The sequence below is a fragment of the Streptomyces sp. NPDC004752 genome, assembly GCF_053601275.1.
Map to the genome: position 1 here is coordinate 40,054 of NZ_JBSGBN010000050.1, position 24,266 is coordinate 64,319.

At 71.1% G+C, this 24,266-nt stretch carries 14 protein-coding genes and 2 pseudogenes; 12 read left to right on the forward strand and 4 right to left on the reverse strand.

The window, feature by feature from the left end:
* Positions 1 to 460 precede the first annotated feature (460 nt).
* The 8 genes from ACWEKM_RS21740 to ACWEKM_RS21775 are packed head-to-tail and all read left to right on the forward strand — an operon-like array spanning position 461 to position 14,198.
* Positions 461 to 2,446, forward strand: coding sequence for a hypothetical protein (locus tag ACWEKM_RS21740; RefSeq protein WP_451622824.1), 1,986 nt, complete (start codon positions 461 to 463; stop codon positions 2,444 to 2,446).
* Between the two features lie 8 nt (positions 2,447 to 2,454).
* Positions 2,455 to 3,696, forward strand: a complete 1,242-nt coding sequence (locus tag ACWEKM_RS21745; protein ID WP_451622825.1) for a hypothetical protein — start codon at positions 2,455 to 2,457, stop codon at positions 3,694 to 3,696.
* A complete protein-coding gene (locus ACWEKM_RS21750) occupies positions 3,693 to 6,347 on the forward strand; it encodes a hypothetical protein (protein WP_451622826.1) in 2,655 nt (884 codons plus the stop codon). Before ACWEKM_RS21745 ends, ACWEKM_RS21750 begins: the two co-directional genes overlap by 4 nt.
* A complete protein-coding gene (locus tag ACWEKM_RS21755; RefSeq protein ID WP_451622827.1) occupies positions 6,344 to 7,687 on the forward strand; it encodes a hypothetical protein in 1,344 nt (447 codons plus the stop codon). Before ACWEKM_RS21750 ends, ACWEKM_RS21755 begins: the two co-directional genes overlap by 4 nt.
* A 55-nt stretch (positions 7,688 to 7,742) precedes the next feature.
* Entirely contained in the window at positions 7,743 to 9,494 is a 1,752-nt protein-coding gene (locus tag ACWEKM_RS21760; protein WP_451622828.1) for a vWA domain-containing protein, read from the forward strand.
* A complete protein-coding gene (locus tag ACWEKM_RS21765; protein ID WP_451622829.1) occupies positions 9,491 to 10,192 on the forward strand; it encodes a 4Fe-4S single cluster domain-containing protein in 702 nt (233 codons plus the stop codon). The genes ACWEKM_RS21760 and ACWEKM_RS21765 overlap by 4 nt, the downstream gene beginning before the upstream one ends.
* 2 nt (positions 10,193 to 10,194) lie before the next feature.
* On the forward strand, positions 10,195 to 11,577 hold the full coding sequence (locus tag ACWEKM_RS21770) for a hypothetical protein (protein ID WP_451622830.1): 1,383 nt from the start codon (positions 10,195 to 10,197) through the stop codon (positions 11,575 to 11,577).
* Positions 11,574 to 14,198, forward strand: coding sequence for an AAA family ATPase (locus ACWEKM_RS21775; protein WP_451622831.1), 2,625 nt, complete (start codon positions 11,574 to 11,576; stop codon positions 14,196 to 14,198). The genes ACWEKM_RS21770 and ACWEKM_RS21775 overlap by 4 nt, the downstream gene beginning before the upstream one ends.
* An 11-nt stretch (positions 14,199 to 14,209) precedes the next feature.
* Here ACWEKM_RS21775 and ACWEKM_RS21780 read toward each other — a convergent pair whose 3' ends face one another.
* Positions 14,210 to 15,103 carry a hypothetical protein gene (locus ACWEKM_RS21780; protein ID WP_451622832.1) on the reverse strand — a complete coding sequence of 298 codons (894 nt, stop codon included), beginning with the start codon at positions 15,101 to 15,103 and terminating at the stop codon, positions 14,210 to 14,212.
* Between the two features lie 300 nt (positions 15,104 to 15,403).
* On the opposite strand from ACWEKM_RS21780, the gene ACWEKM_RS21785 reads away from it, so the two are divergent.
* From ACWEKM_RS21785 to ACWEKM_RS21795, 3 genes are all read left to right on the forward strand, one after another.
* Positions 15,404 to 15,751 (forward strand): CU044_2847 family protein, encoded by a 348-nt coding sequence (locus tag ACWEKM_RS21785; RefSeq protein WP_308402812.1) that lies wholly within the window; start codon positions 15,404 to 15,406, stop codon positions 15,749 to 15,751.
* 6 nt (positions 15,752 to 15,757) lie between these two features.
* Positions 15,758 to 20,353: a trypsin-like peptidase domain-containing protein gene (locus tag ACWEKM_RS21790; protein ID WP_451622833.1), complete on the forward strand. Its 4,596-nt coding sequence runs from the start codon at positions 15,758 to 15,760 to the stop codon at positions 20,351 to 20,353.
* Between the two features lie 672 nt (positions 20,354 to 21,025).
* Positions 21,026 to 21,352, forward strand: coding sequence for a transposase family protein (locus tag ACWEKM_RS21795; protein ID WP_451622834.1), 327 nt, complete (start codon positions 21,026 to 21,028; stop codon positions 21,350 to 21,352).
* A 631-nt stretch (positions 21,353 to 21,983) separates the two neighbouring features.
* Here the strand turns inward: ACWEKM_RS21795 and ACWEKM_RS21800 are convergent.
* Positions 21,984 to 22,259: pseudogene (locus ACWEKM_RS21800) on the reverse strand (transposase family protein); the annotation flags it as partial.
* 74 nt (positions 22,260 to 22,333) lie between these two features.
* Between ACWEKM_RS21800 and ACWEKM_RS21805 the strand changes: the two are divergent.
* Positions 22,334 to 22,468: pseudogene (locus tag ACWEKM_RS21805) on the forward strand (NUDIX hydrolase); the annotation flags it as partial.
* A 348-nt stretch (positions 22,469 to 22,816) separates the two neighbouring features.
* On the opposite strand, the gene ACWEKM_RS21810 reads toward ACWEKM_RS21805, so the two are convergent.
* Together ACWEKM_RS21810 and ACWEKM_RS21815 are read right to left on the reverse strand one after the other, a co-directional pair.
* Entirely contained in the window at positions 22,817 to 24,022 is a 1,206-nt protein-coding gene (locus ACWEKM_RS21810) for an ATP-dependent nuclease (protein WP_451622837.1), read from the reverse strand.
* Between the two features lie 52 nt (positions 24,023 to 24,074).
* A partial coding sequence (locus tag ACWEKM_RS21815) for a transposase family protein (RefSeq protein WP_451622835.1) occupies positions 24,075 to 24,266 on the reverse strand: 192 nt, incomplete at its 5' end.

A 24,266-nucleotide genomic window follows, 5' to 3' on the forward strand; every position in this document is an offset into this window, starting at 1 on the left:
CCATGGGTCGCTCGGGCTCGCGCCGGGTATGGAGGTCGTCGGTGTTGTACGACACGGCGTGAGGGGGCTCATCACATACGAGGACGCGCACCAAGGCGCCCACAAGTGCGCTCACGGGACGCCTGTAGGCAGAGGACCGGTTGCGGCGTGGGAACGCTCCCGCGACAATAGGCCCTCCGATGGAGGGAACCGAAGAAATCAAGCTGGGCGTCTAGGAGTTGACTACAGAGCTCGGTGTGACCGGATAGCTCCTCGGTCTCATCTCGGACCGGGCTTCTGGCCTCGCATCGGCACTGCCCTGTGCCGCTGCGAGGGGGAAGCCGCGGCAAAGCGGGGGCAGGGGGCAGATGTGACATCCATCAATGGTAGTGCCGGGTGCGGATGTTGCTTCAGGCTGCCCTGAGAGGGTGCCGCGAACGTGCTGCTCTCTTCCGGAGCTGACGAGAATTGGTCTGGCCTGGTGGTGCCCTGTCCAGTCTGCCTCCACCCGGGGCGGGGCGAACGACGGTGCCGAGCCTGCGGATTTCTGCTCAACGGGGATCCGGTCCTGGGGGCCGCGACCGAGGAGGACCATCGGTCCGCGGCGGCCGAGCTGGCCGCCGCCGCGCACGCCTGGGATTTCGACGCGGCCCGGCGCACGCTGAGCGATCCGGCCGAGCGGGGTGAGATCGACGGGCTGCTTCGCCCGGCGCCCTCCGGCATCCCGCACCCCGGCCCCGTCGCGCCCCCCGCACCCGAGGCGGCCGCCGACCCGCACGCCCTGGCCGACCTGTTGCACCGGCTCACCACCGGTGAGCTGCCCGAGGTGCTGTTCGTCGAGTTCGGCACCCAACGGGCAACGGTGGTACGGGCGGGCGCCGACGCCGCCGGCCTGCCGTACGCGCGCTCGCAAGCCGAGGCGTCCTGGACCGATGTGGTCCCCGGGCTCGCCCCCGCGGGCGCCCTGCGCCGCTTCCAGCTCGGCGGCGGCGTGGGCACCGTCGAGCCGGTGGACCGCCTGCGCTTCGACCGGGCCGTGTGCGACTGGCTGCACACTGTTATGCCCCTTGCCCGCGCGGGGACGGGCCCCCGTCCCCCTGCGGTGGTGCTGCTGCGCGGCGACCCCGGCTGGACCCTCCTCGACCGGGCTGCCGCCGTGCTGCACGAGTCCTGCGCGGTGAGTGCCGAAAGCGCCACGGAGGCCGCACCCGGTTCGGGCACGGCGTCCGCCACCACGGCCCGGGTCCGCCGACTGCTGCGCGGCGCGCCACTGCGCCGACCGCACACCCTGCTCCTGGCGCGCGCGGGAGCCCCCGCGGGCGACTACGTTCGGGTGGAACTCCACCACCACGTCCTGTTCGAGGCCGGTCTCCGGCTCGCGCCCGGTGAGACCCGGACGGCCTCGGTCACCGTGTACGGCGGCCCGCCGGTGCTGCCCCGGCGGCCCACGGCAGGCGGCCCCGCCGCGCCGGCCGAGACCCTGCCCGTCGTACTGCCGCTGCTCGCCGGTCACTACCGTCCGGAAGACCGCCAGCCCCCGCTCATCCGCATGCCCGGCGTTGAACTGCCCGTACTCGGCTCTGCCCGCCTCACCTTCGTCCTGCACGGGCCGGGCGAGATCGAGGTACGCACAGAAGACGGCCGCATCCTGGACGAGGCGCCGGACGGACACGCACCGAGCCCGTGCGCCGTGATCCCCCGCGTGCCGCAGTGCCTTTGGCTGCCGGGACCTCTGGAGCTCATCTGCGCGGTCGAGATGTCCGGCACCGACCGGGCCGAGGTCGCCGGGCGCGTCGGCTTCACGAGGGACCTGATTCGCGCCGCGGAACGCTATGCCGGCGCGGGCGGTGGGCTACGGAGGGTCGCCGTGATCGGCTACTACGACCACGACCCCCGCAACAAGCACCAGCCCGACCGGACGTTCATCCGGTCCGTGCAGCCGGGGCCACCCGGCCGGGCGCTGCAGCAACTGCGGGAGCTGCCCCTGGAGGTACTGCCCCGGGACACCCTCACCTCCTCGCTGGAGGACGCGCTCAGGGCCGCCGCCAGAATGACCGACGGGCAGCCCCCCGAGCCGGTCGACCGGGTGCTCCTGGTGGTCGGGGGGCGGCCGCCGGCACTGCCCAAGCAGGTCGGCTTGGTCCCCGGCTGCCCGGGCGCCGTGGACTGGCGGGAGCAGCTGGGGACCCTGCGTCACCGGGGCGTGCGTGTCGGCGTCCGCGCCGAGCCCTTCGCCGCGCCCACCACTCCCGGCGTACCCAGCGGGGACCGACTGCGCCAGTACCTCTCCCAGGCCTGGCAGGAGCTGGCGGTCACGGACGGCCTCCATTTCCGGCCCGGCGTCGACTCGGCGGAGCAGGTGGCGCTGTCCCTCGCCGCCGAGCAGACCCGCGACACCGACGGCTGCCCGCTCGCGTTCGCCGCACCGCTCCTCCCCCCACGGCAATCCGACCCAACTAGGAGCTGACCCAGTCCATGACGACACCGCAGTATCGACCTGGCCCGGACTCCGAGGGCGACGGGGACGAGGCAGGCTCCCCGGATCGGGGGCAGTCCCGCAACGGGCACGCCAATACGGAACGCGACTGGCAGTCGCTCGCCCTCAACGGCAGGCCCGACGCCCCCGCACCGGCCCCCGTCCCGCCCCCTCGCCCCGAACACCAGCCGCGGCAGCCCGCCGTCCAAGACAGCCACACCGTGACCGACCGGATCCAGCCGCCACAGGCCATACCCCAGCTGCATGGCGCCCCTCCCGTCGGTGTCAGGATCGGCGTCTGGGGAGCCTCCGGCTCCGGGAAGACGACGTTCCTGGGCGCCGTACCGATCGCCGCGATGCAGCACCGGCGGCAGGGGGTGAACTGGGTGGTCGCCGGGATGGACCCCTCCTCCACGGAGTTTCTGCACGACAGCGTGGATCAGCTCGTGTCGGAGCAGCGGTTCCCCCAGGCGACCCGGGCGCAGCGCGACCTCAGATGGTCCTTCAACGGCGAGACACAGGGCGCCCGGGGCCGTGGTATCCCCCGGCAGATGTCGTTCGCGCTGGAGGTGCTCGACCTCCCGGGAGAGGCGTTCAACCCCAGGTCCAACCAGGTCGCCGAGGATCTGCACGAGCAGGCCGTGACCCATCTGACTAGCTGCGGCGGCCTTGTCTACCTGTTCGATCCCCTCCTGGACGCCAACCAGCAGACCGCGAGCATCAACTACTTCTACGGGATGGCCAGTCAGATGGCGGCCCGGGTGCGCGACGAGGGCCGCCTCCTCGGGAACGGCCGGCTGCCGCACCACGTCGCGGTGTGCATCACCAAGTTCGACCACCCGGACGTCTTCGAGCCGGCGCTGCGGGCCCGCTGGGTCACCCAGGAGCAGGTCGGCGCCATCCCGCGGGTCCCCGACGATCAGGCGCAGGGTTTCTTCGACTGGATCTGCAACAGCTTCCGCGGCGGCAGCGCCCGTCTGGTCCGGGACGCCCTCGGCAACTTCTTTCACCCCGATCGGATGTCCTACCACGCCAGCTCCGCCATCGGTTTCCGGCTCAACGCCAACAACCAGTTCGACTACCGCAGTTACGTCAATGTGGAGCCGGACGGCCAGCGGATCTGCAGCTCTCCGCCGACGCCGATCAACGTCATCGAGCCGCTGATGGCCCTTGAGGGAGGTCTGCGGGGCACGGCCGAACGGCCGCCACGCGATGGCAAGCAGTGGTGGAGGCGGAAGTGAGCGAACCGCCGGCCGGGGCCTCGGTGCACGCCGCCTGGTCCCTCCAGGGCAAGGCACCGGGGCAGGTGGCCTACGACGTGCAGGCGGGCAGCGTGGAACCCCGCATTGCCCAGAAGTACTTCTGGGCCGCGTCCACGGACACGCCACGCGCCGACCGCGCCCATGCCGACGCGCTGCCCTGGGTGGCGTTCCTCGGCGGCACCGAGTCCGGCCGGCCCGTGACCGGCCTGGTGGAGACCATTTGGTCGGGCGGGCGGGACGCCACCGGCCGGATCAGCTACTCGGCCCGGCTGCTGCTCCTCGACTGGCAGCCGACCAGCGATGCCGGGCTGACCTGGTCCTCGCTCTACAACGCGGCCCTGGACACCGAGTGGCCGACCACGGACCCGGGCGACGGACACCCGCCGCACATCGTCCTCGACGCGGCACCCACCACGGTCGCGAAGCTGGCCCGGTATATCGAGCACGACATCGGGTTCGAGTGGGCCGCGCGGTCCGCCACGCTGCTCCTCGAAGGGCGACACGTGGCCATCACGCTGTCCCCGGAGCACGCCGGTCTGAACGCCGTCACCCGGGTCGCCGTGCTCGACGGGATCTGCGCCCTGCTGCCGTACGGCAGCCGCACCTGGCTGTCCGCCGCGACCTGGGCCGGTCACGGCGCCGACCACGAGCTGCGGCTGACCTTCGCGCTACGGCCCCGGGGAAGCCAGTGCCATGCCGTACTGGCCGGGCCGCCGCCGCAGGAGCCCGGCACGAGTCAGGGCCGCGCCTATCTGGCGGAGCTGCTGCGGCTGCGGCAGAAGAAGGGCATCGAGGCAGTGCTGTCCCACCTGCTGTCCCATCGGGCCCCGCTCACCCCACACGACGCCGAACAGGCGCTGCAGCATCTGCGGGACCTCGACCTCCAGGCGATGGTGATGGGGGACATCGACCGGGGCACGAGTCAGTTGCGCAATGTGGCCAGGCTGCTGAGCCGGTCCCCGTTGGAGAGCCTGATCGAGCCGGAGGCCGCGCAGATTGCGCGTCATCTGGCGTGCCGCACCCTGCCCGGCGCCCGGTTCGAGGCAGAGCGCGAACAGGCCCGGAGCCTGCTCCTGGAGCACTGGTCCCCCCGGGTCGGCGAGGCCCTCGCGGACGAGCTCAACTCCTGGCCCGCCGAGAGCCAGACCCCGCAGCGGGTGCGTGGCATCCTCGACCTGGCGGCCGCCGCGGAGCCACGGGACCGGCGGGCCCACATCGTGGTCCTGACCGGCTACCTCGACGGGGGCGGGGCGGGCGGAACACCGGACGGCCTACGGTCGCGGAGCACGCTGCTGCAGGCCATGCAGCAGGATCTGGATGCGAACAGCGCCGCCGCAGTGCACGCCGTCCTCGTCCGCCGCCCGGAACTGGCGCTGGCCTGGCTCGACGTCAACGCCGAGCGGGGCACCCTGGACGACCAGTTGGTCCGGGAACTGCTGCGCCGGCCCGGCGCGGTGAGCGAGCCGAACGCGCCGCACTGGCTGCGCGGCGTCGCCCTGATCCACCGCGAATTGCCGGCCGCCCCGCGCGATGTGGAGAGCCTCGAGGCATTCGCCGCAGTCTCCGCGACCGCTTGGCGCACCGGCCTGCACCTCGCCTGTCACGCCCGCAATCCGGACGTGCTCGCCTGGCTCGAACCAGAACTGTACGACGTCGCTGCGGGGCAGAGCGGCACCGATGAGGACCGGGGTTTCCTACTCCGCCGGATCGACATCCTCGTACCGAGGCAGCCCGGCCTTGCGGGGGAGCACGCCGCCTGGGCCGATCTGATCCAACTCCCCTTGCTCGGATGGGACTTGCCACGTTCTCGACTCCTCGCGGACGGCGACAAGGCGGCTGCCGAATACGCCAGAGTCCTCAGGCGTCTGCTGCGGCGACTGGGGCTGCCGGGCCAAGGGCAGGAGGCGGTCGCCTCGGCGCTGGTCGGCAGCCGGCTCGACCAGGTCCCCTATCCGGTCCTGTGGGAGCTGACTCACCCTCAGGACGATCCGGTCGCAGGCGGTCTGGAGAATCTGGAAGGACCCCTGCTCAGCCGTATCGCCGAGCTGCTGACACAGGCCGGGGACTGGATCACCCACGGCATGCCCGCGCAGTGGGAGCACCGTCTGAGGGGGCGCCCCGACCTCCAGTGGCTGGCCTACACCTCCGAGATCCGCCGGCTCGTCGCCACCCGTACGGCCGCCCCCGAGCAGCTGGGCGACGCCATCGTGCGGGCGAGTCCCAACTCCCGGTATGCCAGGCGCGCGCAGACCATCGAGTACCCCTTTGCCGTGCTCGAGGCGATCAAGCCCTGGCTCCAGGATCACGCCGGACGAGGCGACACGGTCCATCGACTGGCCGGGCACCTCAACCGGAGCTCCCCGCAGCAGGCGCTCGGTGACCTGCTCTACTACTCCATCTCCCAGCTGCGGTTCGGTGACCTGGTCCGGCAATGGGCGCTGGACCGCCACGAGGAGCTGAAGGACAACGTCGAGCGCGCGATCAAACTCATGCGCCAGAAGCCGAAGTCCTCCGCAGGCATGCCGTACGACGCACCGAGGGGCCCGGTACCCGGCACCTATGCCGATCCCGACCAGGGCACCAAGTCCTGGCTCCCGTGGCGGAAGGGCCGAGGTGATGACCGCCCATGAACCCGCCGTACACCCTCGCCCTCGATATCGGCACCCGTTACGCGCGGCTCGCCACCGCGCGGCCCGGCGCCGGGCCGCCGCGTCCGGTACCGCTGCCCGGTGACGTGCCGGGCGAGGGACTGCCGCTCTCCGCCGCCGTACGCGACCGGCCCGCCGTACGCGACCGGCTCGTCGCCGCGCTGCGCGAGGCATACGGCGTCTACCTTGCCCGATACGGTCCGCCCGCCGGGGCCGTGGTCGTCCTGCCCCGTCGCTCCGCGCGTGCGCTGGCCGGCCCCGCGACGGACGCCCTCGCCGAGGCGGGCTGCCCACGGGTGCGGGCGATCGGCACCGCGCACGCCCTGCTCGCCCTGGCCCGGCACACCGCGGGCGAGGCGGCCGACACCGGGGAATACCTCGTGTGCGACGCCGGGGCCCGCGCCGTCGACGCCGCACGCTGCACACTGACCGGCCCTTCGGTGCTCCTTCGCGCCACCGCCGAGAAGACCGGGCCAAGTGACCTTCTGGGAACGGAACTTGACACGGCACTCCTCGCCGCCGCCGGTCTGCCCGACGACGAGAAAGGGCACCGTCTGCTCGCCGCCGCGCGCCTGGACGACCCCGACGGCCGCCGACTGGGGCTCGCCGTGGCCCGGGCCATGGACCGCCCCGACCTCTTCGACGACACCCCGGTCTACCGCCTGGGTGACCGGGACATCACCGCGGGGACCGTACGGACGTCCCTTCCGCTGCTGATCGACACCGTACGGCGGGCCTTGGCCGAGGTCGCCGCGCCGCCCGGCGCCACGGAGCAGCCGCCCCTGCTGCTCGCCGGAGGCCTGGCCCGGCTGGAGCCGCTCACCCGGCGGTTGGGCGAGAGCCACCGGCTGGTTCCGCTGCCCGCGGACGTGGACGCCGGGTACGCCGCGGCGGCCGGCGGCGCCCTGGTGGCGGCAGGCCTCGCCGACCCCTGCGACCGCTACCCGTACGCCGTCCGCCTCAGTACCCACACTCGCAGGGCCGGCCGACTGCACACCGAGGAGCTCGAACTGGCCGCCCCCGGGGTCCTGGAGCCGGGCGGCGACACCGTGTTCGCCGCCCGGGACGGCCGACCGGCCGAGGTGCTGACCGAGGCGGCGGCCCGGCGCCCGCTGCGGATCGAGGCCGTCGGCCCCGGCGGCCGCCCGGTCCCGCTGCCGGACCTCGCGCTGCCCACCGGCACACCGGACGGGCTCTGCCGGATCGGTGTCCGCGTCGGCGCGGACGGGGCGGCGGACCTTGTGCTGCGCCCGGTCGCACAGGGCCCGGACGCCGAGACCTGCCTTCCGCTCGGCCCACTGCCCGTCCTGCCCGAAACCTGATCCGTCCCCGCCGACCCGTCCCCACCGCCCGCCGTGCCCGAGGAGCTCTCATCCGATGAACAAGCCGCCGCCACGCCCGAGGCCGGGACGAACGCGCGCCCGTACCGTCCACCGCGCCGTCGCCGGGCTCACCGCCCTGATGCTCACGATCCTGGCCGCCGCGGCGTCCGGGACGACTCCTGCGGTCGCTCGTCCGGCCACCGATCAGGCCCGGGCCGGATCGGCGCCCAGCCGCTCCGAGATCTACTCCGAACTCGGCCTGGACCAAGTTCCCGCCGACTACGTCGTCTTGGTGGACGTCTCGGGCTCGATGATGAACAAAGGGCGGTACTCGTCGGTCCGGTCGGCGCTGCTGCCGTTCCTGACGGGTCTGTCGCCGCGGGACTATGTCGCCCTGTTCACCTTCGGGAACAAGGCCGAGACGGTCTATCTGGGCCACCCGTCCGACCCGAAGGGCATCATCGGCAAGCTGCCCGCCCAAGCTGGTCCCTCGGGCGTGCGAACCGACATCGGAGCCGCCCTGGACCGCGGCCTGACCGAGCTGGAGCGGCCCGACGCCGCGGAGGTCGGCTCCGTGGTGATGTTCACGGACGGCAAACACGATCCGCCGAAGAGCTCCAAGTACCCCAAGTCCGACGGGCAGGCCTGGAACGCGCTGCGGAACCGGGCCGACAAGCTGGCCGACGGACACGAACTGGCCGCCTACTCCCTGCCGCTCGCGACCGACGAGTCCGGCACCGCGCAGCTGGCCCGCGTCATCCCGAACACCAGCGAGCTGCGGCCGGATTCGGTCCAGAGCCTCTCCGAGTACCTCGGACGGGCCGCCGAACGGGCCCGGGCGCGCAAGGCCGCGCGGCTGATCGCACAGGACGCGGGCAGGGGCGTCACGGCCACGTTGTCGCCCACCAAGGCACTCGACCTGGACAACGGCGGTGCGACGGCAACGCTGACGCTGACCGCCACGACCAAACGGCTGCCGCTGACCGTGACCGGCCTCAGGGCGACCCTGAACGGACAGCCGCTCACTGTCACCGGCCTGCCGGACCAGGTGTCCCTGAAACCGGGCGCGGCACGGCAGTTCGACGTCCAGGTGCGCGGCGAGCCCGACTCCGGTTGGCCGCCGGTCCGGCGTACCTGGGAGGACGAGGTCGGCCTCACCGTGCACGGCAAGGTCGCGACGCCTTGGGCGGCCACTCTCGACGACGTGAAGTTCGAGGTGCCGGCGGCGGTGGACGGACCGGCGAAGGGGCTGCGGCTGCGGGCCGAGGTCGGCTCGCAGCTGACCCTGCCCCTGCTGATCGGCGTTCCGCTGGCGGCCCTCCTCGCGGCCCTGCTGCTGTGGCTGCGGCGCAACCGGGCCGTCCTGAGCGGCGTACTGGTCCTGTCGCCCCCGCTCGGCGACGGCCCGCAGGACCACATCGTCCTGCGCGGGCGGCAGTTGGCGCTCATGCCGCCGCAGATCGGTGGCAGCGGCCGCGTGTACGGCCGACGCTTCCGGGCGGCCGACGGCCGGCGCGGGATCGCGCTGCACCTGCGCTACAGCCCGGACGGCACTCCGGCACGCAGCGCGGACGCCGTCTGCCGACCGGGTGAGGAGGTCATGATCAACGGCATCAGCTTCGCCTACCGGCAGGACCTCGACGGGCAGCCGTCGGCAGCACCGGGAGCCGGTGGGGTGCCTGACCCCCTGCCGATCCCGCGGCCCGGTTCCCTCCCTCCCGACGAGGACGGTCCCTGGCGCAGCGCCCCGCCGCGGCCGACGGCGCAGCCCGACCGACCCGCCCCCTCGGAACGGGACCTGCCGTGAGCGGCCACTACCTCAACGTCGCCGCCACCCGGGTCGGCACCCATGCCCTGGGGCCGGGACGCCGGTCGGTGGTGTGGGTGCAGGGCTGCCCGTTCCGTTGTGCGGGCTGTCTGGCACCGGAGTGGATCCCGGACCGCGCCGCCCGCCACGTGGATCCTGCCGAGCTGGCCGAGGAGTTGCTCGCCGATCCCGGCGTGACGGGTCTGACGCTCTCCGGCGGCGAGCCAATGGCCCAGGCCGCCGGGCTTGCCGCGCTGGTCCGCGCGGCCCGCGTACGGCGTGACCTTTCGGTGATCTGCTTCACCGGCTACCGCCTGGACCGGCTGCGCTCCCGCCCGCCTGCAGCCGGGGTCACCGAGTTGCTCGGCCTCCTGGATGTGCTGATCGACGGCCAGTACGTCGCCGGCCTGGACGACGGCAAGGGGCTGCGGGGCAGCAGCAACCAGCGCGTCCACCACCTCACCCCCCGGCTCGCCGGATGCGGATACGACTTCACGGGCCGGCCTCGTACCGCCGAGATCACCGTCGACGGGACCACCGCCCTGCTGGTCGGAGTCCCCCCTCCGGGACTGCTCGCGGCCTTCGACTCCGCGGTGGAGGAGGCCCGTTCGCGGCTGCCCCTTCCCGAGACCCCCGACGCGACGCCCCGGCACCCCCGGGCGCGGATCGCCGCCAACCGACCAGGTGAGGACTACTGACCATGAGCGGCAAGAAGCGCATCCTGGTGGACGAGACCGAGTGGTACCGGGCCCAGCGGGCGGCCCAGAACCTCAAGCAGGTCCGGCGCGACGTTCCCAGACTGCTGGAGGAGGTCCGGCGGCAGACCGAGGCCGACCAGGCCCGCACGCGCGCCCAGTTGGAGGAGCGGGCCCGCCGGACCGAAGAGGCGCTCTCCGGCCTCGCGGCCCATACCCAGCGGCTGGAGCGGGACACCGGACGCAGGCTGCGCGAGCAGTCCGAGCGCCTGCAGCAGGAGCTGCGCGGCACCGCGGACCGCCTCGAACGGGACACCCGCACCATGCTCGCGGAACAGCGCGCGGCCCTGGAACGCGAGCTCGCCGCCGAACGCGACCAGCGCCGCCGCGACATCGCCGATCTGACCGGACGCGTCGACGAGATGGCCGGGAACCGCGACCGTGCCGCGGCCGCCGCCCGGGACTGGCTGGCCGACGGCGCCACGATGGCCGATCTCATCGCGACCACCCTGCCGCACGAACGGCACGCCCCCGGCAAGCTCGACCGACTCCGCCTGAACCTCGACACGGCACGCCACAACAGCGACGCCGGCCAGCACGAGGCCGCACTCTCCCTGGCGCAGGCCGTCTACCTCGACCTCAGCGAACTGCGCCTGGACATCGAGCACCGGGAGCTGGAACGGCGGCTCGCCCAGGACGCCGCCACCGACGCCCTGGTCCTGGTCGAGACCCTGATCACGCAGAACAAGGTCAGGCCGGTCATGGGGCCCGACGGCCGGCCGTTCCCCGGGGTCGAACTCGACGTGGACCACTGGTCGGAGGGCGAGCTCGAAGAACTGCGGGGGCAGGTGGCCGAGCGGCTCTCCGGGGCCAGGGCCGATGCCAGGACCGCCGCCGAGCAGCGCGAACTGCTCGCCGAGGCGGCGGTCCTGGAGGAGCGGCTCGGCGAGGTCGTGGACCGGGCTGGCATGCAGATGCTCGCCTCACAGCTCCGCGTGAATCTCGTCGATTCGGTGGCCGGGACGCTTTCACGGATCGGCGGCTATGAGCTGGCGGACAGCGAGTACCAGGATGAGGACGAGCGCCGCTCGTACCACGCCGTCCTCGAGCACATGACTGGCAACAAGATCGTGGTGCAGGTCCTGCCCGCGCCGGACGGTGAGACCGGGCAGATCCTGCGCGTCCTCTCCTACGACTACGACACGACCGCGGAACACGAACTCCGGGGCCGGGTCGAGGCGGTACGGCAGGCGCTCGGGGAGGAGGGGCTTGCGACCGGGGCCCTGGAGAGCGAGCCCGGCATCCCGGAGCCGGAGGCCCCCGACCTGGACCGGTTCCGCAAGGGCAGTGCCCCGCTGCCCGAGCACCCGGCCGACGGCGCCTCATGACCGACCGGCTCGGCTCCCGCTTCGCCGACCTGCGGCTGAGCGTCGGCGAACCGTTCACCGTGGTGTACGGGCCCGGCGTGGACGACACCTTCATCGGCGCCGACTACCGGGAACGGAACCTGGACGCGGCGCTGTGGCACCTGCTGCGCGCTCAGTCCTGCGCGTATGTGGCCTACAGCTCCCAGCGCCGACCCCTGTACTTCCTGGACCCGGACTCCGAGGCACGGTCCCGGCCGTCCGGGCGCGCCCCCCAGGCCGACGGGCCGTCCCAGACGCCGAGGGATTCGGCGGGCTCAGCAGGGCCGGAGCTCATGCGCCATCCCAAACTGCGCGGCCCACTCGGCCGGGCGGTGGTCCGCCCGCCCGCAGAGGAGCGGAACGCCGGGCCCGCCGAGACACGGAACGTCTCCTTCGCCACGGACCGGACCGGCTCGCCCGCCGAGCCCGGACCGCCGCGCGCCCTCTCCGACCGGTTCACCGTCATGACCCTGGCCGGATACCTGGCGAATCCCCCGGACCGCACGGCCGTGGTGTTCACCGAGGCGGAGAGCACCCTGCGGCACACCGACGCCACCCGCCCGCTGGACACCTTCTTCAACGACTGGGCCCGGCACGGTGACTACGACCACCCGGTCGTCCTGGTCTTCGCCCGCCCGACGTTCGAAGCCTGTGTGGAGTACGTCGAGTCGCAGCACCGTTATCCCGGTCTGGCTGCCCGACTGGGCCGACAGGCCGCGCCCTCAGTCCTCGTCGGCTTTCCCGACGAGGACGAACTGCACCGCCTCGTCAAGCGATTGCGCCTGCGTCACGGCCTGCGCATCGGCGACTGGCGCGAACTGGACACCGTGGTCCGAGCGATGGCGGCCCAACCGCTCACCGTGAAGAACTGGCGCAGCCGCCTGCGGTCCCTCGGCGACACTCCGCTCAGCGGCAAGGAGCTGACCGAGCGCGGCTGGCTGCCCCGCTCCGGCAGTCCAGGGGCGGGTGCGCCCGTCGGCCGGCACGCGCGCCCGGCCCACGAGCAGCTGGCCGACCTGAAGGGCCTGGAGGAGGTGAAGATCCATCTGGAACGGTTGCGCAAGCGGATCACCGCCGAACGGCTGCTGCGCGCGCAGGGGCGCGGCATGGACGCCGAAACGGCCTCACCCCACCTGCTGTTCGCCGGTTCGCCCGGTACGGGGAAGACCACGGTGGCCCGGCTCGTCGGCGAGATGTATCGGGAACTGGGCGTGCTGAGCCGTGGCCATGTGGTGGAGACCAAGCTCGAGGACCTGACCGCCGGCTTTGTCGGACAGACCTCCGGACACGCCAACTCCGTGGTGGACCAGGCCTTGGACGGGGTGCTGTTCCTCGACGAAGTGCACGGACTGAGTGGAGAGGGCGCCAGCTTCCTCCCGGAGGTCATCCGGGCCCTGCTGACCCGAATGGAGAACGACCGCTACCGGCTGGTGGTGGTCGCGGCCGGATACCCGGACAAGATCGACGAGTTCCTGGCCGCCGACCCCGGCCTCGTCCGCCGGTTCGGCGAGCGCATCCCCTTTCACGACTTCCTGCCGGACGTGCTGCACGCCATCCTGCTGCAGTTCTTGGCGAAACGCGGCCTGCGCTGGGACGAGTCGCTGGCCGATCAACTGCTGCAGGTTGCGACCGAGATGTACATCACGCGCCGCCCCGACTTCGGCAATGCCGGCACCATGCGCGAACTCAGCGAGAAAATCTTCACCAAGTGGGCCTACCGGGTCGGCGAGGACATCGAGCAGCCGCTCACCGTCGAAGACCTGCCGGCCGAGTCCCGTGCCCTCCTGTCCCGGCCCGCCCCCGAGAACATCACCCTGCTGTCCGAGCTGGACGACATGGTCGGCCTCGACTCGGTGCGCGAGGCTCTCATCGACCTCGCCGACCTCATCCGGCACCGCCAGGCACGCGGCAGGAGTCTGCCCGCGCCCCCGCATCTGCTGTTCATAGGGCCGCCCGGCACCGGCAAGACCACCGTGGCGCGGGCCGTCGGCGGGATGCTCCGCGACCTCGGACTGCTGCGCCAGGGCCATGTCGTCGAGACCACACGCGCCGACCTGATCGCCCAGTACGTCGGCCAGACCGCGCCCCAGGTCGTCGAAGCCGTGCACGAGGCCCTTGACGGGGTGCTCTTCATCGACGAGGCATACAGCCTGACCGCCGGTTCCGGCATCCAGGGCGCCGACTTCGGCAAGGAGGCCATCGACACCCTGGTCAGAGAGATGGAGCACTGGAACGACCGGCTCGTCGTGATCGCCGCGGGCTATCCCCGCGAAATGGACACGTTCCTGCGCAGCAACAGCGGCCTGGCCTCCCGCTTCACGCGCGTGGACTTTCGGCCGTACAGCACCGAGGAGCTCGTCGAGGTGCTGCGCCGGAGCGTTGCGGACCAGGGCTACGTCCTCACACCGGAGGCCGCCCAGCGAGCCGGGCTATGGTTCGACGCCCGACGGCGCGCCAACCCCGACGGGTTCGGCAATGCCCGCGAGGTACGCCGCCTCGTCCCCGCCATGGAGGTCCGACTCACCCGCCGCCTCCGAACCGCCCCGACCGCAACCGACCGCTCCACGTTCACCGCCGACGACGTCCCGCCCCCCGACCGCTGATCGCCGGAAGATCAGGCCGCTCCGGCGTTCGCGTCTCCGTCTCTCTCCTCCAGCGCCTCCCGCAGCACGCGATCGATGTCGGCGAGGCGCTGCTCCACATCGGCGGCGACGCGGCGCGCGCGCTCAAGTGCCGTCCTGCCCTTGGCGAGCCGGTCCCCGCGACGTTCGCCGATGGCGTCGCCCTCGACGCCCTCCCACGCGGACAACGCCTCCGCCAACTCCCGGTTCGCCCGCGCGTAACGCTCCCACTCCGGGATCCGCTCCCCGAGCTCGGCACGGACCGCTTCGAGGTTCTGGTGCGACTCGTCCAGCTCGGCGGTGACCCGGGCCAGCTCCCGCTTCTTCGCGGTGAGCCGCTCGTCGCTCTCCTCGGCCAGGCGCACCGCCTCACGGGTCTGCGGTACGAGCGCGTCCAGCTGGTCCTCGCTGAGCCGCACCAACGCCCCGCAGCCCGCGGCCAGATCCTGCTCGGCGGAGGTATCCCGGGAGCGCAGCACCTCCAGGCGTTCGTCCACCACCTGCTGCTGTCCGCTCAGCGCGTCCAGCGTGTCCACCAGGCGTTCGAGGCGGCGCAGCTCCTCGATGCGTTCCCGCAACTCCGCGTGTTCAGCGAGGCGTTGGCGCAGCTCGTCCTCGGTGTCGGCAAGCCGTTTCAGTGCCGTTCGGTCGTCCCTCACCTGTCCATGGAGCGCGCCAAGCTCGGCAAGCTGCTTGTCCAACTGCTCCGCCAGCCGCTGTCCGGGCCGGGCGGCTGCCACGAGACGAGGAACCCCGGCGGCCAGCGCAGGGACCTCCTCCAGCGCCTCGAACAGACCGAACAGCCCATCGAGTGCGGCGATATCGTCGTCATCCCGTATCTCCGCGAGCGCCGCCGCCGCACAACGCAGCGAGGCTCCGAGCGCCAAAAGGGCGGCTTGAGCACCGGAACCGTCCCCAAGCGCACCGGGGTCGTCCGTAGCCGGCATCCGCGCCCCCGCTTCCCTGTTCACACCGCTGTTTCACACCTCTGTCCGAGGCAGCGTAGCTCCGAAGTTCCGGCCGGTGGGCGTACTTGCCCGCCCCCGTCCCGTACCCCCTTTCGATGGCGTGAATGCCCCCCTGTTCACACCCGAATTCGCCTGTGAAGCAGGCCGGTTCGGATCTAGACTGCGCACCCAGTGTCTGGGCCCTGTCGTGCGGACGAGGCCGAGGGTGGAGGGGGACCCGTGAGCGAGCTGGTGCGCTTCGAGGGGCCGGAGGGCTCCGAACTCGTGGTGGAAGTCGCCGACGACACCCCGGGCCTGGAGCTGATCTCGCGCCGCGAGGACGGCATCGTCGAGGCCCGGCGACGGCTTCGGGAGTCGCTGGAGTCCACACTGCCCACCCTGCGGTCGGTCGTGGACACCGCGCTCGCCCTCGCCCCGCAGGAGATGGAGATCGACTTCGGCATGAAGTTCACCGCGGAGGCCGGTGCCGTCGTCGCGAAGACCGCGGCGGAAGGACACTTGGCCGTACGGCTGCGCTGGACGCGGCCCGAGAGTGCGCCGGCTCAGCCGACGAGCCCGGGGAACTGACGAGCCGTGGCCGTCAGCCGGGAAAAGCCGCCCTGGCTGGTCAGCATCCGGCGCGAGGCCCCCGACGGCCCGGCGCACGGAGTCGGCGTCATGTGCGGGCCACGCCACGTCCTGACCTGCGCCCATGTGATCGGGCGGGGCGGGGAAGCGCCCGACGGCCCGGTGTACGTCCGGTTCCAGCATGTGCGGCACGTCGAGGCGCTCCGGGCGACCGTGCTGCCGGACGGCTGGCATCCGGTCACCGAGGCCCGCACGGGGGACGTGGCGGTCCTGGAACTCGCGGGTGACCCACCGCCCGGCGCCGAGCCGGCCCCCCTGTGCACCACGGAGGCCGGGATCTGGCATCACCGGTTCCGTGCCTACGGCTACCCGAAGAAGCACGCGCGCGCCGGTATCGGGGTGCGCGGCGAGATCGTCGACCACGCGGGCGACGAGTGGCTGCTGCTCGAACCGCGGGCAGGGTGGGCGCCGGAACCCGGCTTCTCCGGAGCGCCGGTGTATGACGAGGACGGCGACGGAGTGATCGGCATCCTCAACGCCCGGGAACGCGGCGGCGACTCCGGCGCGAGCGGCACCGCGTACGCGATCAAGACCGAGGCGCTGCTCCGCTACTGGCCCCCGCTGGCCGAACAGGTGCGGGAGCAGGCCGCGGACAAGCTGCGGGCCCGCCTGGAGGCACGGCTCGCGCTGCCGCTCACGGCGTCGGGGGAGCTGCCGCGCGTCGGCGAGGTGGATCCGTACCACATCGGAGTGACCCCCTCCACGTACAGCGGGCGCCGGACCGAAGGGGACCGCGCCGATACGTATGTCGCGCGCCGCAGGCCGGACGCGCTCCTGGAGGAGGCGTTGGACAGCGCGCTCTCTGCCGAACCGGACGGCGCACGGCTGCTGCTGCTCGCCGGCCCGTCGAAGTCCGGCAAGTCCCGAACCCTGTTCGAGCTGCTGCGCCGCCGGATGCCGCGGGCTCGGCTCCTGGTGCCCGCAGCCGACCGGACCGCGCCGGCGGATCTGTCCCGGCTGCGGCTGCCGGCCGGCGGCGACCCGGTCGTCCTCTGGCTGGACGAGCTGGATCACTATCTGCGCCCCGGGGCACTCGACGTCCAGGTCCTGGAACGGTTCGCGCAGGAGGAGCCGCCGGTCGTCGTGGTCGCTTCCATGACCTCGATACAGCGGCAGGCACTCTTCGACCGCGCGGACGACCAGGGCCGGCTCGCGCGCAGCGTGCTGCGCCGGGCCCGCGAGCTGGAGCTGCCGCAGCGGCTCACCGAAGAGGAGCTGGCGGAGGCCGCCCTCCACTACCCGGACGAGGACTTCGCGGCGCGGGGCATCGGGCAGATCCTGGTGGCCGCGCCCGAGCTGGAGCGGCGCCTGACGGACGGCTTCGACAGCTGCCCGGAAGGGTGGGCCGTGACCCGGGCGGCGGCGGACCGCTGGCGGATGGGCCTGCGCGGGGCGGTGTCCGAGGCCGCCCTGTTCCGGCTGTTCCGCGGGTACATGAGCGACGCGCACCCGGCACGGGACGCGGACGAGGCCGCGTTCCGTGAAGGGCTCGCCTGGGCGCGCGAGACCGTGGCCGGCCAGATCGCCCTGCTCCATCCGGACCGGCCCGTGGTCCCCGCGGTCACCGAGGACGGCACGCCGGGCGACGGGCCCGCACAGCGGATGTACGCCATCTTCCCGTATGTGCCGGACTATCTGGACACCAGGACCGACGACTCGGGCGCGACGGTGCCGGGCTTCGCCTGGCAACTCGCCCTGAGCGGCAGCACCTCCGGCGGCACCGACGCCCTCGGCGCTACGGCGGCCCTGAGCACCGACCTGCTCACGGTTGCCGTCACCGCGGTCGTACGCGACGAGCTGGACGTGGCCGTGGCCGCGCTGAGCCGGGTCCGGGAGATCGACGTGGAGTCGGACGAGGTCGCCTGGGCAGCCGTGATGCTCGGACAACTGGAGCTTGCCCGCGGCGAGTTCGAGCGGGGAAGGGAGTGTTTGGAAGCGGCCCTGGAGTCCGGGGTCCCGGACGTGGTGCCGCTGGCCCAGGTCGAACTGGGCGGGGTGCTGGTGGCCAGCGACCGGGCGCGGGCCGGCGAGCTCCTGGAGGCGGCGATGGGCTGCCGCAACCGGCAACTCGCGCTGCTCGCCCAGGTGTACTTCTCGGGGCTGTTGATCCTGCAGGGGGCGCACGAACGGGCCCTGTCGCTCCTGGACGACGTGCTGGCCGCGGGGGACGACGAGGTGGCTGGCCTGGCGCAGGCCCGACTCGGCGGGATGCTCGCCGACGAGGGCGCTCCCGCAGCCCTGGGCGGTACCCGGAAGCAGGACCCGGCGGGCGGTGGAACCGAACTGCTGCGGTCCCGAGCGGCCCGCACCGGCGATGTGCCGATCCCGGACAACAGCCCCTGGACGCTCTCCCGCACCATGAGCGCCTCGGTGACCGCGCCGATCACGGAGTTTGCCCGGACGAACATGAGCTGGATCCTGGCCAACCAGGGGAAACTCGACAAGGCGGAGGAACTGCTTCGGGAGGTGATGGCCGGCGGCCACCCACTGGCCGCACCGCTGGCCTGCGCCAACCTCGGTGACCTCTTGGTGGAGTGCAACCGGTGGAGCGAGGCGGGCCCGTTGCTGGAGAGCGTGCTGAACGCCCCGGCACCGCTGGCGTGGCCGCTGGCCCAGGTCGCGCTCGGGCGGCTCCTGGTGAGCGGGAACGAGGACCAAGAGCAGGGCGGCGAGCTGCTGCGCGACGTGTTCCGGTCCGGCCACCCGGCCCATGCGCCGCGCGCCGCCCATGTCCTGGGCTGCTGGCACGTCGCCTACGGGCGAGCGGAGCAGGCGGAGTACAGGCTCGGCCAGGCCATCGCGTCCGGCCATCCGGACTGGGCGCCGGCCGCCGAACTCGCCCTGGCCGGGCTCGCCGCCGGGCAGGGTGCCACGGACCGCGCGGAACGACTGCTCACCGCGGTCGCCGCCAGGCCGTGGACGAACGCCCCGTACGCCATGGATCAACTGGGCGATCTGTTGGCCGAGGAGGAGCGGTACGAGGAGGCCGAGGCCGCCTACCGACAGGCCATCGCCTCCGGCCATGAGCACTGGTCCCAGCTCGCCCGCGTCGACCTCGCGCTCATGCTGGCGAGGACGGCCGACCCGGACGACCCGGACGACGTCACCGCGTTCATGGAGCTGCTCGCACAGGCCGCGGCCTCCGGACATCCCGGACAGGGCCCACGCGCCGCGGTGTTGCGCGGCGAACTCTTCGCCCTGTTGGAGCGGTACGACGAGGCCGAGGCCGCCTACCGACAGGCCATCGACGCCGATCACGACGAGTGGTCCCACCTCGCCCGGATCCAACTGGCTCTCATGCTGTCGGACTTCGTCGACCCGGACCAGCCGCAGGGTTACGCACCGGTGGCGGAACTGCTCATCAAGGCCACGGACGCATCTCAGGCGGCGCTCGCCACCTGGGCCCAGTCGCTGCTCGGCCAGGTCCGGGTCGCCGAGGGCGACCGGTCGGAAGGACTCCGGCTGCTGAGATCCGCCGTGGTCGCCGATGTTCCACGGTCGTCCGACGCGGCCCGGCTCTTCTTGGCCACAGAGCTTCTGGCCGACGGCGGGGACGCAGCCGAGGCAGGGGCCGCGGAACTCCTGGAACAGGCCCTCCGCGGGGACCCGTCAGATGTCACCGAAGCGGCGCGGGCGATCCTCGGCACACTGCGCCTTCGCCAGGGCGATCACGCGGCCGCGCGACAGCTCCTGGCCGACGCTGCAGGATCCGACGCCGAGGAGGACGTCGCCGAGAGCTACCTCGACCGGGGTGAGTACCTCCTTGAGGTCGGGGAGATCGAGATGGCCGCGGAACTCCTCAAGGCCGCCCTGGACATGGGTATCCCGGACAGCGCACCCCGGGCCGGTCTGCTGCTCGGCGTGACCTATCTGGCTCAGCGCAGACTGGAGGAAGCCCGGGACCGCCTCTCCACGGCGGTGGCATCGGGCAACCCCGCCGTGGAGCCACAGGCACGGCGGTACCTGGGCAGCACACTAGCCCAGCTCGGCTGCCCCGAGGAGGCGGAAGAGACCCTGCTCCCCCTGGCCGCGGCCGAGGAGAGCTCGGAGCGTCCGCAGGCCCTGCTGCTGCTCGCCCGGCTCGCGGTCGTCACCGGGCGGCAGGCCGAGGCGTCCGACCGTTTCGAGCAGGTGCTGGCCGCCGCTGACCCGGAAGCAGAGGCCGAGGCGCGGACCGCGTACGCCCAACTGCTACGGGAAACCGGCCGCTGGGACCGCCTCGCGGAGATTCTGTCAGCGCCTGCAGACACCCGCCCCGTCCCAGAGGGCAACCCTGCACCGGATGCCCGACCCGGCCCGGAAGTCGACTCCGCACCCGCAGCCCGCTCCACACCGGAAAGTATCCCCGCATCGGACCCCCGCACCCCGCACCCCGCGGAACCCGTCCTGACCTCACTCGTGTTGGCCCTGCTCGGCGATGTCGCCGCCTCCGAACAGAAGTGGTACGAGGCTAGCCACTGGTACCGCCGCGCCCTGGACGCCCCTGACAGGAACCAGGCACACGACCGCGCTCGCGCGGCCCTCGGAACCCTCCCCGAATAGCGCACGGACGTTGGTCACTTCCCCGAGGCGGCTCACTCGTCCCGCGTGCCACCAGCTTTGGACACGAAGCGCCTCGCGGAGTACCAACTCCTTGTTCTCGAGCCGCTCCACGGCCATAACCCCCTTCCGAAAGCACAGCCCCCCACCGTGCCCGGCCGCGTAAGAGGGCCCGGCTCCTCTGAACACGCATCCCGACCCAACAGGTCGCACACCCCTCCCGCCTTCCCAAGTACCTCGCGCACTCGAAAGGCGCGCGGCGATAGCGACCGACCGCAGCCCAAGATGACCCCCACCCCGAACGACACGGAATGGGTCAGGGGGCACGGTGACGCCGTGACCGTCGTGGACATGAGGACGATGATTGTGCGTCGGGATCCCCAGGGCGCCAGAGGTTCCCAGGCCGCCCGATAGCCAGACCGTCGTTCAGGTTGGGAAGGGCTGTCCAGGGTGGCCGAAAGGCCAGCGCGGAGCGCCGCCGAAGGCGACCTTGACGGGTCTTCGAAGTTGAGCGGGGTGTAACTGGGGGTGGCCTGCGGCATCGTCACGGGCGGTGAGAGCCAGACGAGTTGGGTCCGTCCCCTGGACGCAGGAAGCCCGTGGTCATGGGTGATCATGACTCTTCTCTACGCAGCTTGATCACCTGGACACAGGGGCCTGGACAACAATACGACGTTGCTGCTGGACCTGGACGGCCTGGCCGTTTCGAAGGTCGAACGGCTCGCGGACGCCACCCGGCGGGTACACCTGACGACCGCGGACGAGGCCGCACGGGCCTGCCCCTCCTGCGGGGTACTCGCCGTACGCGTCAAGGGCTTCGTGCACACCCGCCCGCGGGATCCGCCCTACGGCGAGCGGAAGCTGGAGCTGGTGTGGCGCGAGCGCCGCTGGTACAGCACCGAGTCGGCCTGCCCGCGCCGGAGTTTCACCGAGCAGGTGAGCCAGGTTCCGGCCGGCGCCCGGATCACCGAGCGGCTGCGCGGCCGGGCGGCGGGTGCGTGACGCGGGTTCCACGGTCGTCCAGGCGGCGGAGCACCAGACAGATGGGAACCGTCGGGGGCGGTGGTCGCCGGGGTCACGGATCATCATCGAGACCACTCTGCGCCTGTGAAGCGGCTCGGCAGTTGGCCGCAGGTTCGAGTCCTGGGCAGGAGCCGCAATCAAGGGCTGGTCGTGATGTAGACCCCGTGACCTGCGGAGATTCGCTGATTGTGGCCATGTCGACGCATCTTCCGAAGACGCGTGTCGGCTGATGCGGCGATCCCGGTTCTCTCCGAGCTGCTCTGCGGTGCGCAGATTGGTGCCCTCGGCGGAGCACCAGACAGATGGGAACGGGAGCGGGCGGTGGTCTTCGGGATCACGGGTCACCGTGGAGTCCACTCCGTACCTCTGAAGAGGACCGGCGCGGATGGCCGCAGATTCGAGTCCTGGGCGGGAGCCGCAAACAAGGGCTGGTCGTGTTGTATCCCCTGTGACCTGCGGAGATTCGCTCGTCGTGACGACGCTGACGCATCTGCCGGAGACGCGGGTCGGGTGATGCTCTTTGGCGGGTGTGTTCATGAGTTTCCGCCGTGCTCAGGGAGATCGCCGTTCGACTCGTGGTCGCGAGTAGAACGGCACAGCGGCCATGTACACGGAAGGTCTGTCGCCCACAGCCCAGAACCGGACAGACCAACCGCCGTACGCACAGGCGTACCACGACCTCGCGGCCGTCGACCGGCACGTCCCGCACCGTCCGGCGGTGGTACCCGTGCACCTTCGCCGTCGGCGTCCCGCACACCGGACACGGCACCGCCACATCCCGAGTGCGGGCCGCGACCACCACCGAGTCACCGCCGTCCGCCACGTCCTCGACGACCAGGGCCGACAGCCCGGAAAACACCGTCCCCACAAGGGAGTTGACATCCATCACAAGATCATGATCAAGGACGGCTACTCAACGTCACCACCGACTACGGGCCAGAGCCGAAGACCGTACAGACCATCTCCTGGCTCACCCCCGACGAGGTCAGCGACCGCATGTCCGAGGTCTACGCGGTCAGGCTCCTCGACGCCCTGGACGACAACGGCCCCCACGTCCGCAGCCACGACGGCAAGCGCCTCATCCCAGCGGGATAAAACCTTCTCTCCATCATCAAGGCCCGCGCACGGCGCGGGCGCGCGCCGCCCCTGCGCGGCCTGCCTCTGTCTTCGCCCCGGCTGGCCGCGCCAGGCGGCGCGCTCGCGACTGCGGGCATGAAGGGGGAGAAACCCTCTGTGGCTGGGGCGGTCGGCTCCACGGCTTTAGGCAGCCACTTTGGCGCGAGCCTCGAAGATCATGGCCCCAACGTCGTGCTTTACCGGGCAGGTTCACAGACTGCCCGACGCGCCGGAATCTTGCGGGGCCATGATCACTCGCGCCAAAGCAGCTCCAGCCCAAAGCCGTTCCGCCGACCTTGGATGCGACCAGCAAATGCACTCAGGTTTTCAGTAACCGGCGATAGCTGACTCAATCTCCAGGAGGAGGTTCCTGAGCTCGGGAACAACCTCCTCGGCTCTCATGTTGTTTGAAATCGCACGCACGCTGACGGCCTTGTAACCCTTCGCCACCAGTTCCACGTTCAGGGATGAAAGGACCTTTTTAGGAGGGACCATTCCTGCCCTGATTTCCTGATCGTTCCACCAAGCCTCGAACTCGGGAATGGCAGCACGCGTAACCTCCATAGCGTGAGAACTTGCGTTCACCAGGTCGGTCTGACGGCGATAAAGAAACTGTGCCTGCGCGTCGATCTTCTGGTTCTCGATAGCCTCATCCAGAAGCGCATGAACCACGGACGCGTCTACGCCCGACAGGCGAGAAATAACACTTGAGATCAGAAAGTAACTTTCAAGCTCCTTTTTCTGCCAGACATGGCAGTGCACTCCGGATCGCGATAGCGCGCTCGCTACATCAAATGCTTGACCTTCTGTTCGATTATCTCTATCAAGGATGACGTACACCTTCACGGAGCCACCGAGCAGGCTCTCGCTAAGAGTAGAGAAAGAGCCAGCTTGGGCCCATTTGTCGAACCCGCCAAGAGGAATAACCGCAACGCCCTTTTCGCCCGCAAGTCTCTTAGCCCCTACTTTGCGAGCCACGTTTCTCAGGACTTTCATGTCTTGCCCCTCAACGAAGAGAGCCACCTTAGAGCGCAGGGCTCGGGCTAGGCCTAGATTAAAGCCCGTTCCCAGGGACTGGCTTGCCTGCTCCAGAGCCTTCGAGTCGCGGAGGTGTCGAGCATGCCTGCGGGTTCGGTCTACGAGGATCACCGAGTCCCGCCGAGCTTCAGCAAGGATCTCAGGCGCATGAGTGGCAAGGATCCACTGCTGATTTCTCTCTTCCAGAACATTGACCAACCTGCGCTGTAGATCCGGATGGAGGAAGACGTCAGGCTCGTCCAAGACAAGGGTTTTGGCAGCCCTGTGCCGGAAGAGGTGAAGCAAAAATTGAAGCCAGATTTGAAGGCCGTCGCCAGCCCAGAATAGCTCCTTGACGGACCTTGTGGCAGTCTCGGTGAAGTACAAGTCAAGTTCGGCGGCGTCGCCCGTTGAACCAGCCTCGATGCTAATGTCTTGAATCTCTGGAGTGTTTTCCAGGATGAAGGATGTCAAATCGAAATACGCGTCAGCGTCTTCCCTCTTGAGGTAATACAGTTGATTCCGGAAATGACTGCTCGATAGACGAGTGAGGTTTTCTCAACGGTGATCACTTCCAGATTCCGTTGAGGACGAGGGCGGCCCGGGCGATGTCGCCGATCCGACTGGGGCTGAGCGTGACGTATTGCAGGGTGCGCCATCGCTGCTTGAGCTCGGCGGCGGTGCGCTCGCCCAGGGCTCGCGCGTGCCGCACCAGAGCGTTGAACGTGCGGGTGTCGGCGTGAAGTGCCCGTTCCGACTT

Bases quoted from the DNA above. Each gene is read 5' to 3' on its own strand.
- ACWEKM_RS21770 (WP_451622830.1), top strand. From the start codon at position 10,195: ATGAGCGGCAAGAAGCGCATCCTGGTGGACGAGACCGAGTGGTACCGG.
- ACWEKM_RS21745 (WP_451622825.1), top strand. From the start codon at position 2,455: ATGACGACACCGCAGTATCGACCTGGCCCGGACTCCGAGGGCGACGGG.
- ACWEKM_RS21755 (WP_451622827.1), top strand. From the start codon at position 6,344: ATGAACCCGCCGTACACCCTCGCCCTCGATATCGGCACCCGTTACGCG.
- ACWEKM_RS21775 (WP_451622831.1), top strand. From the start codon at position 11,574: ATGACCGACCGGCTCGGCTCCCGCTTCGCCGACCTGCGGCTGAGCGTC.
- ACWEKM_RS21760 (WP_451622828.1), top strand. From the start codon at position 7,743: ATGAACAAGCCGCCGCCACGCCCGAGGCCGGGACGAACGCGCGCCCGT.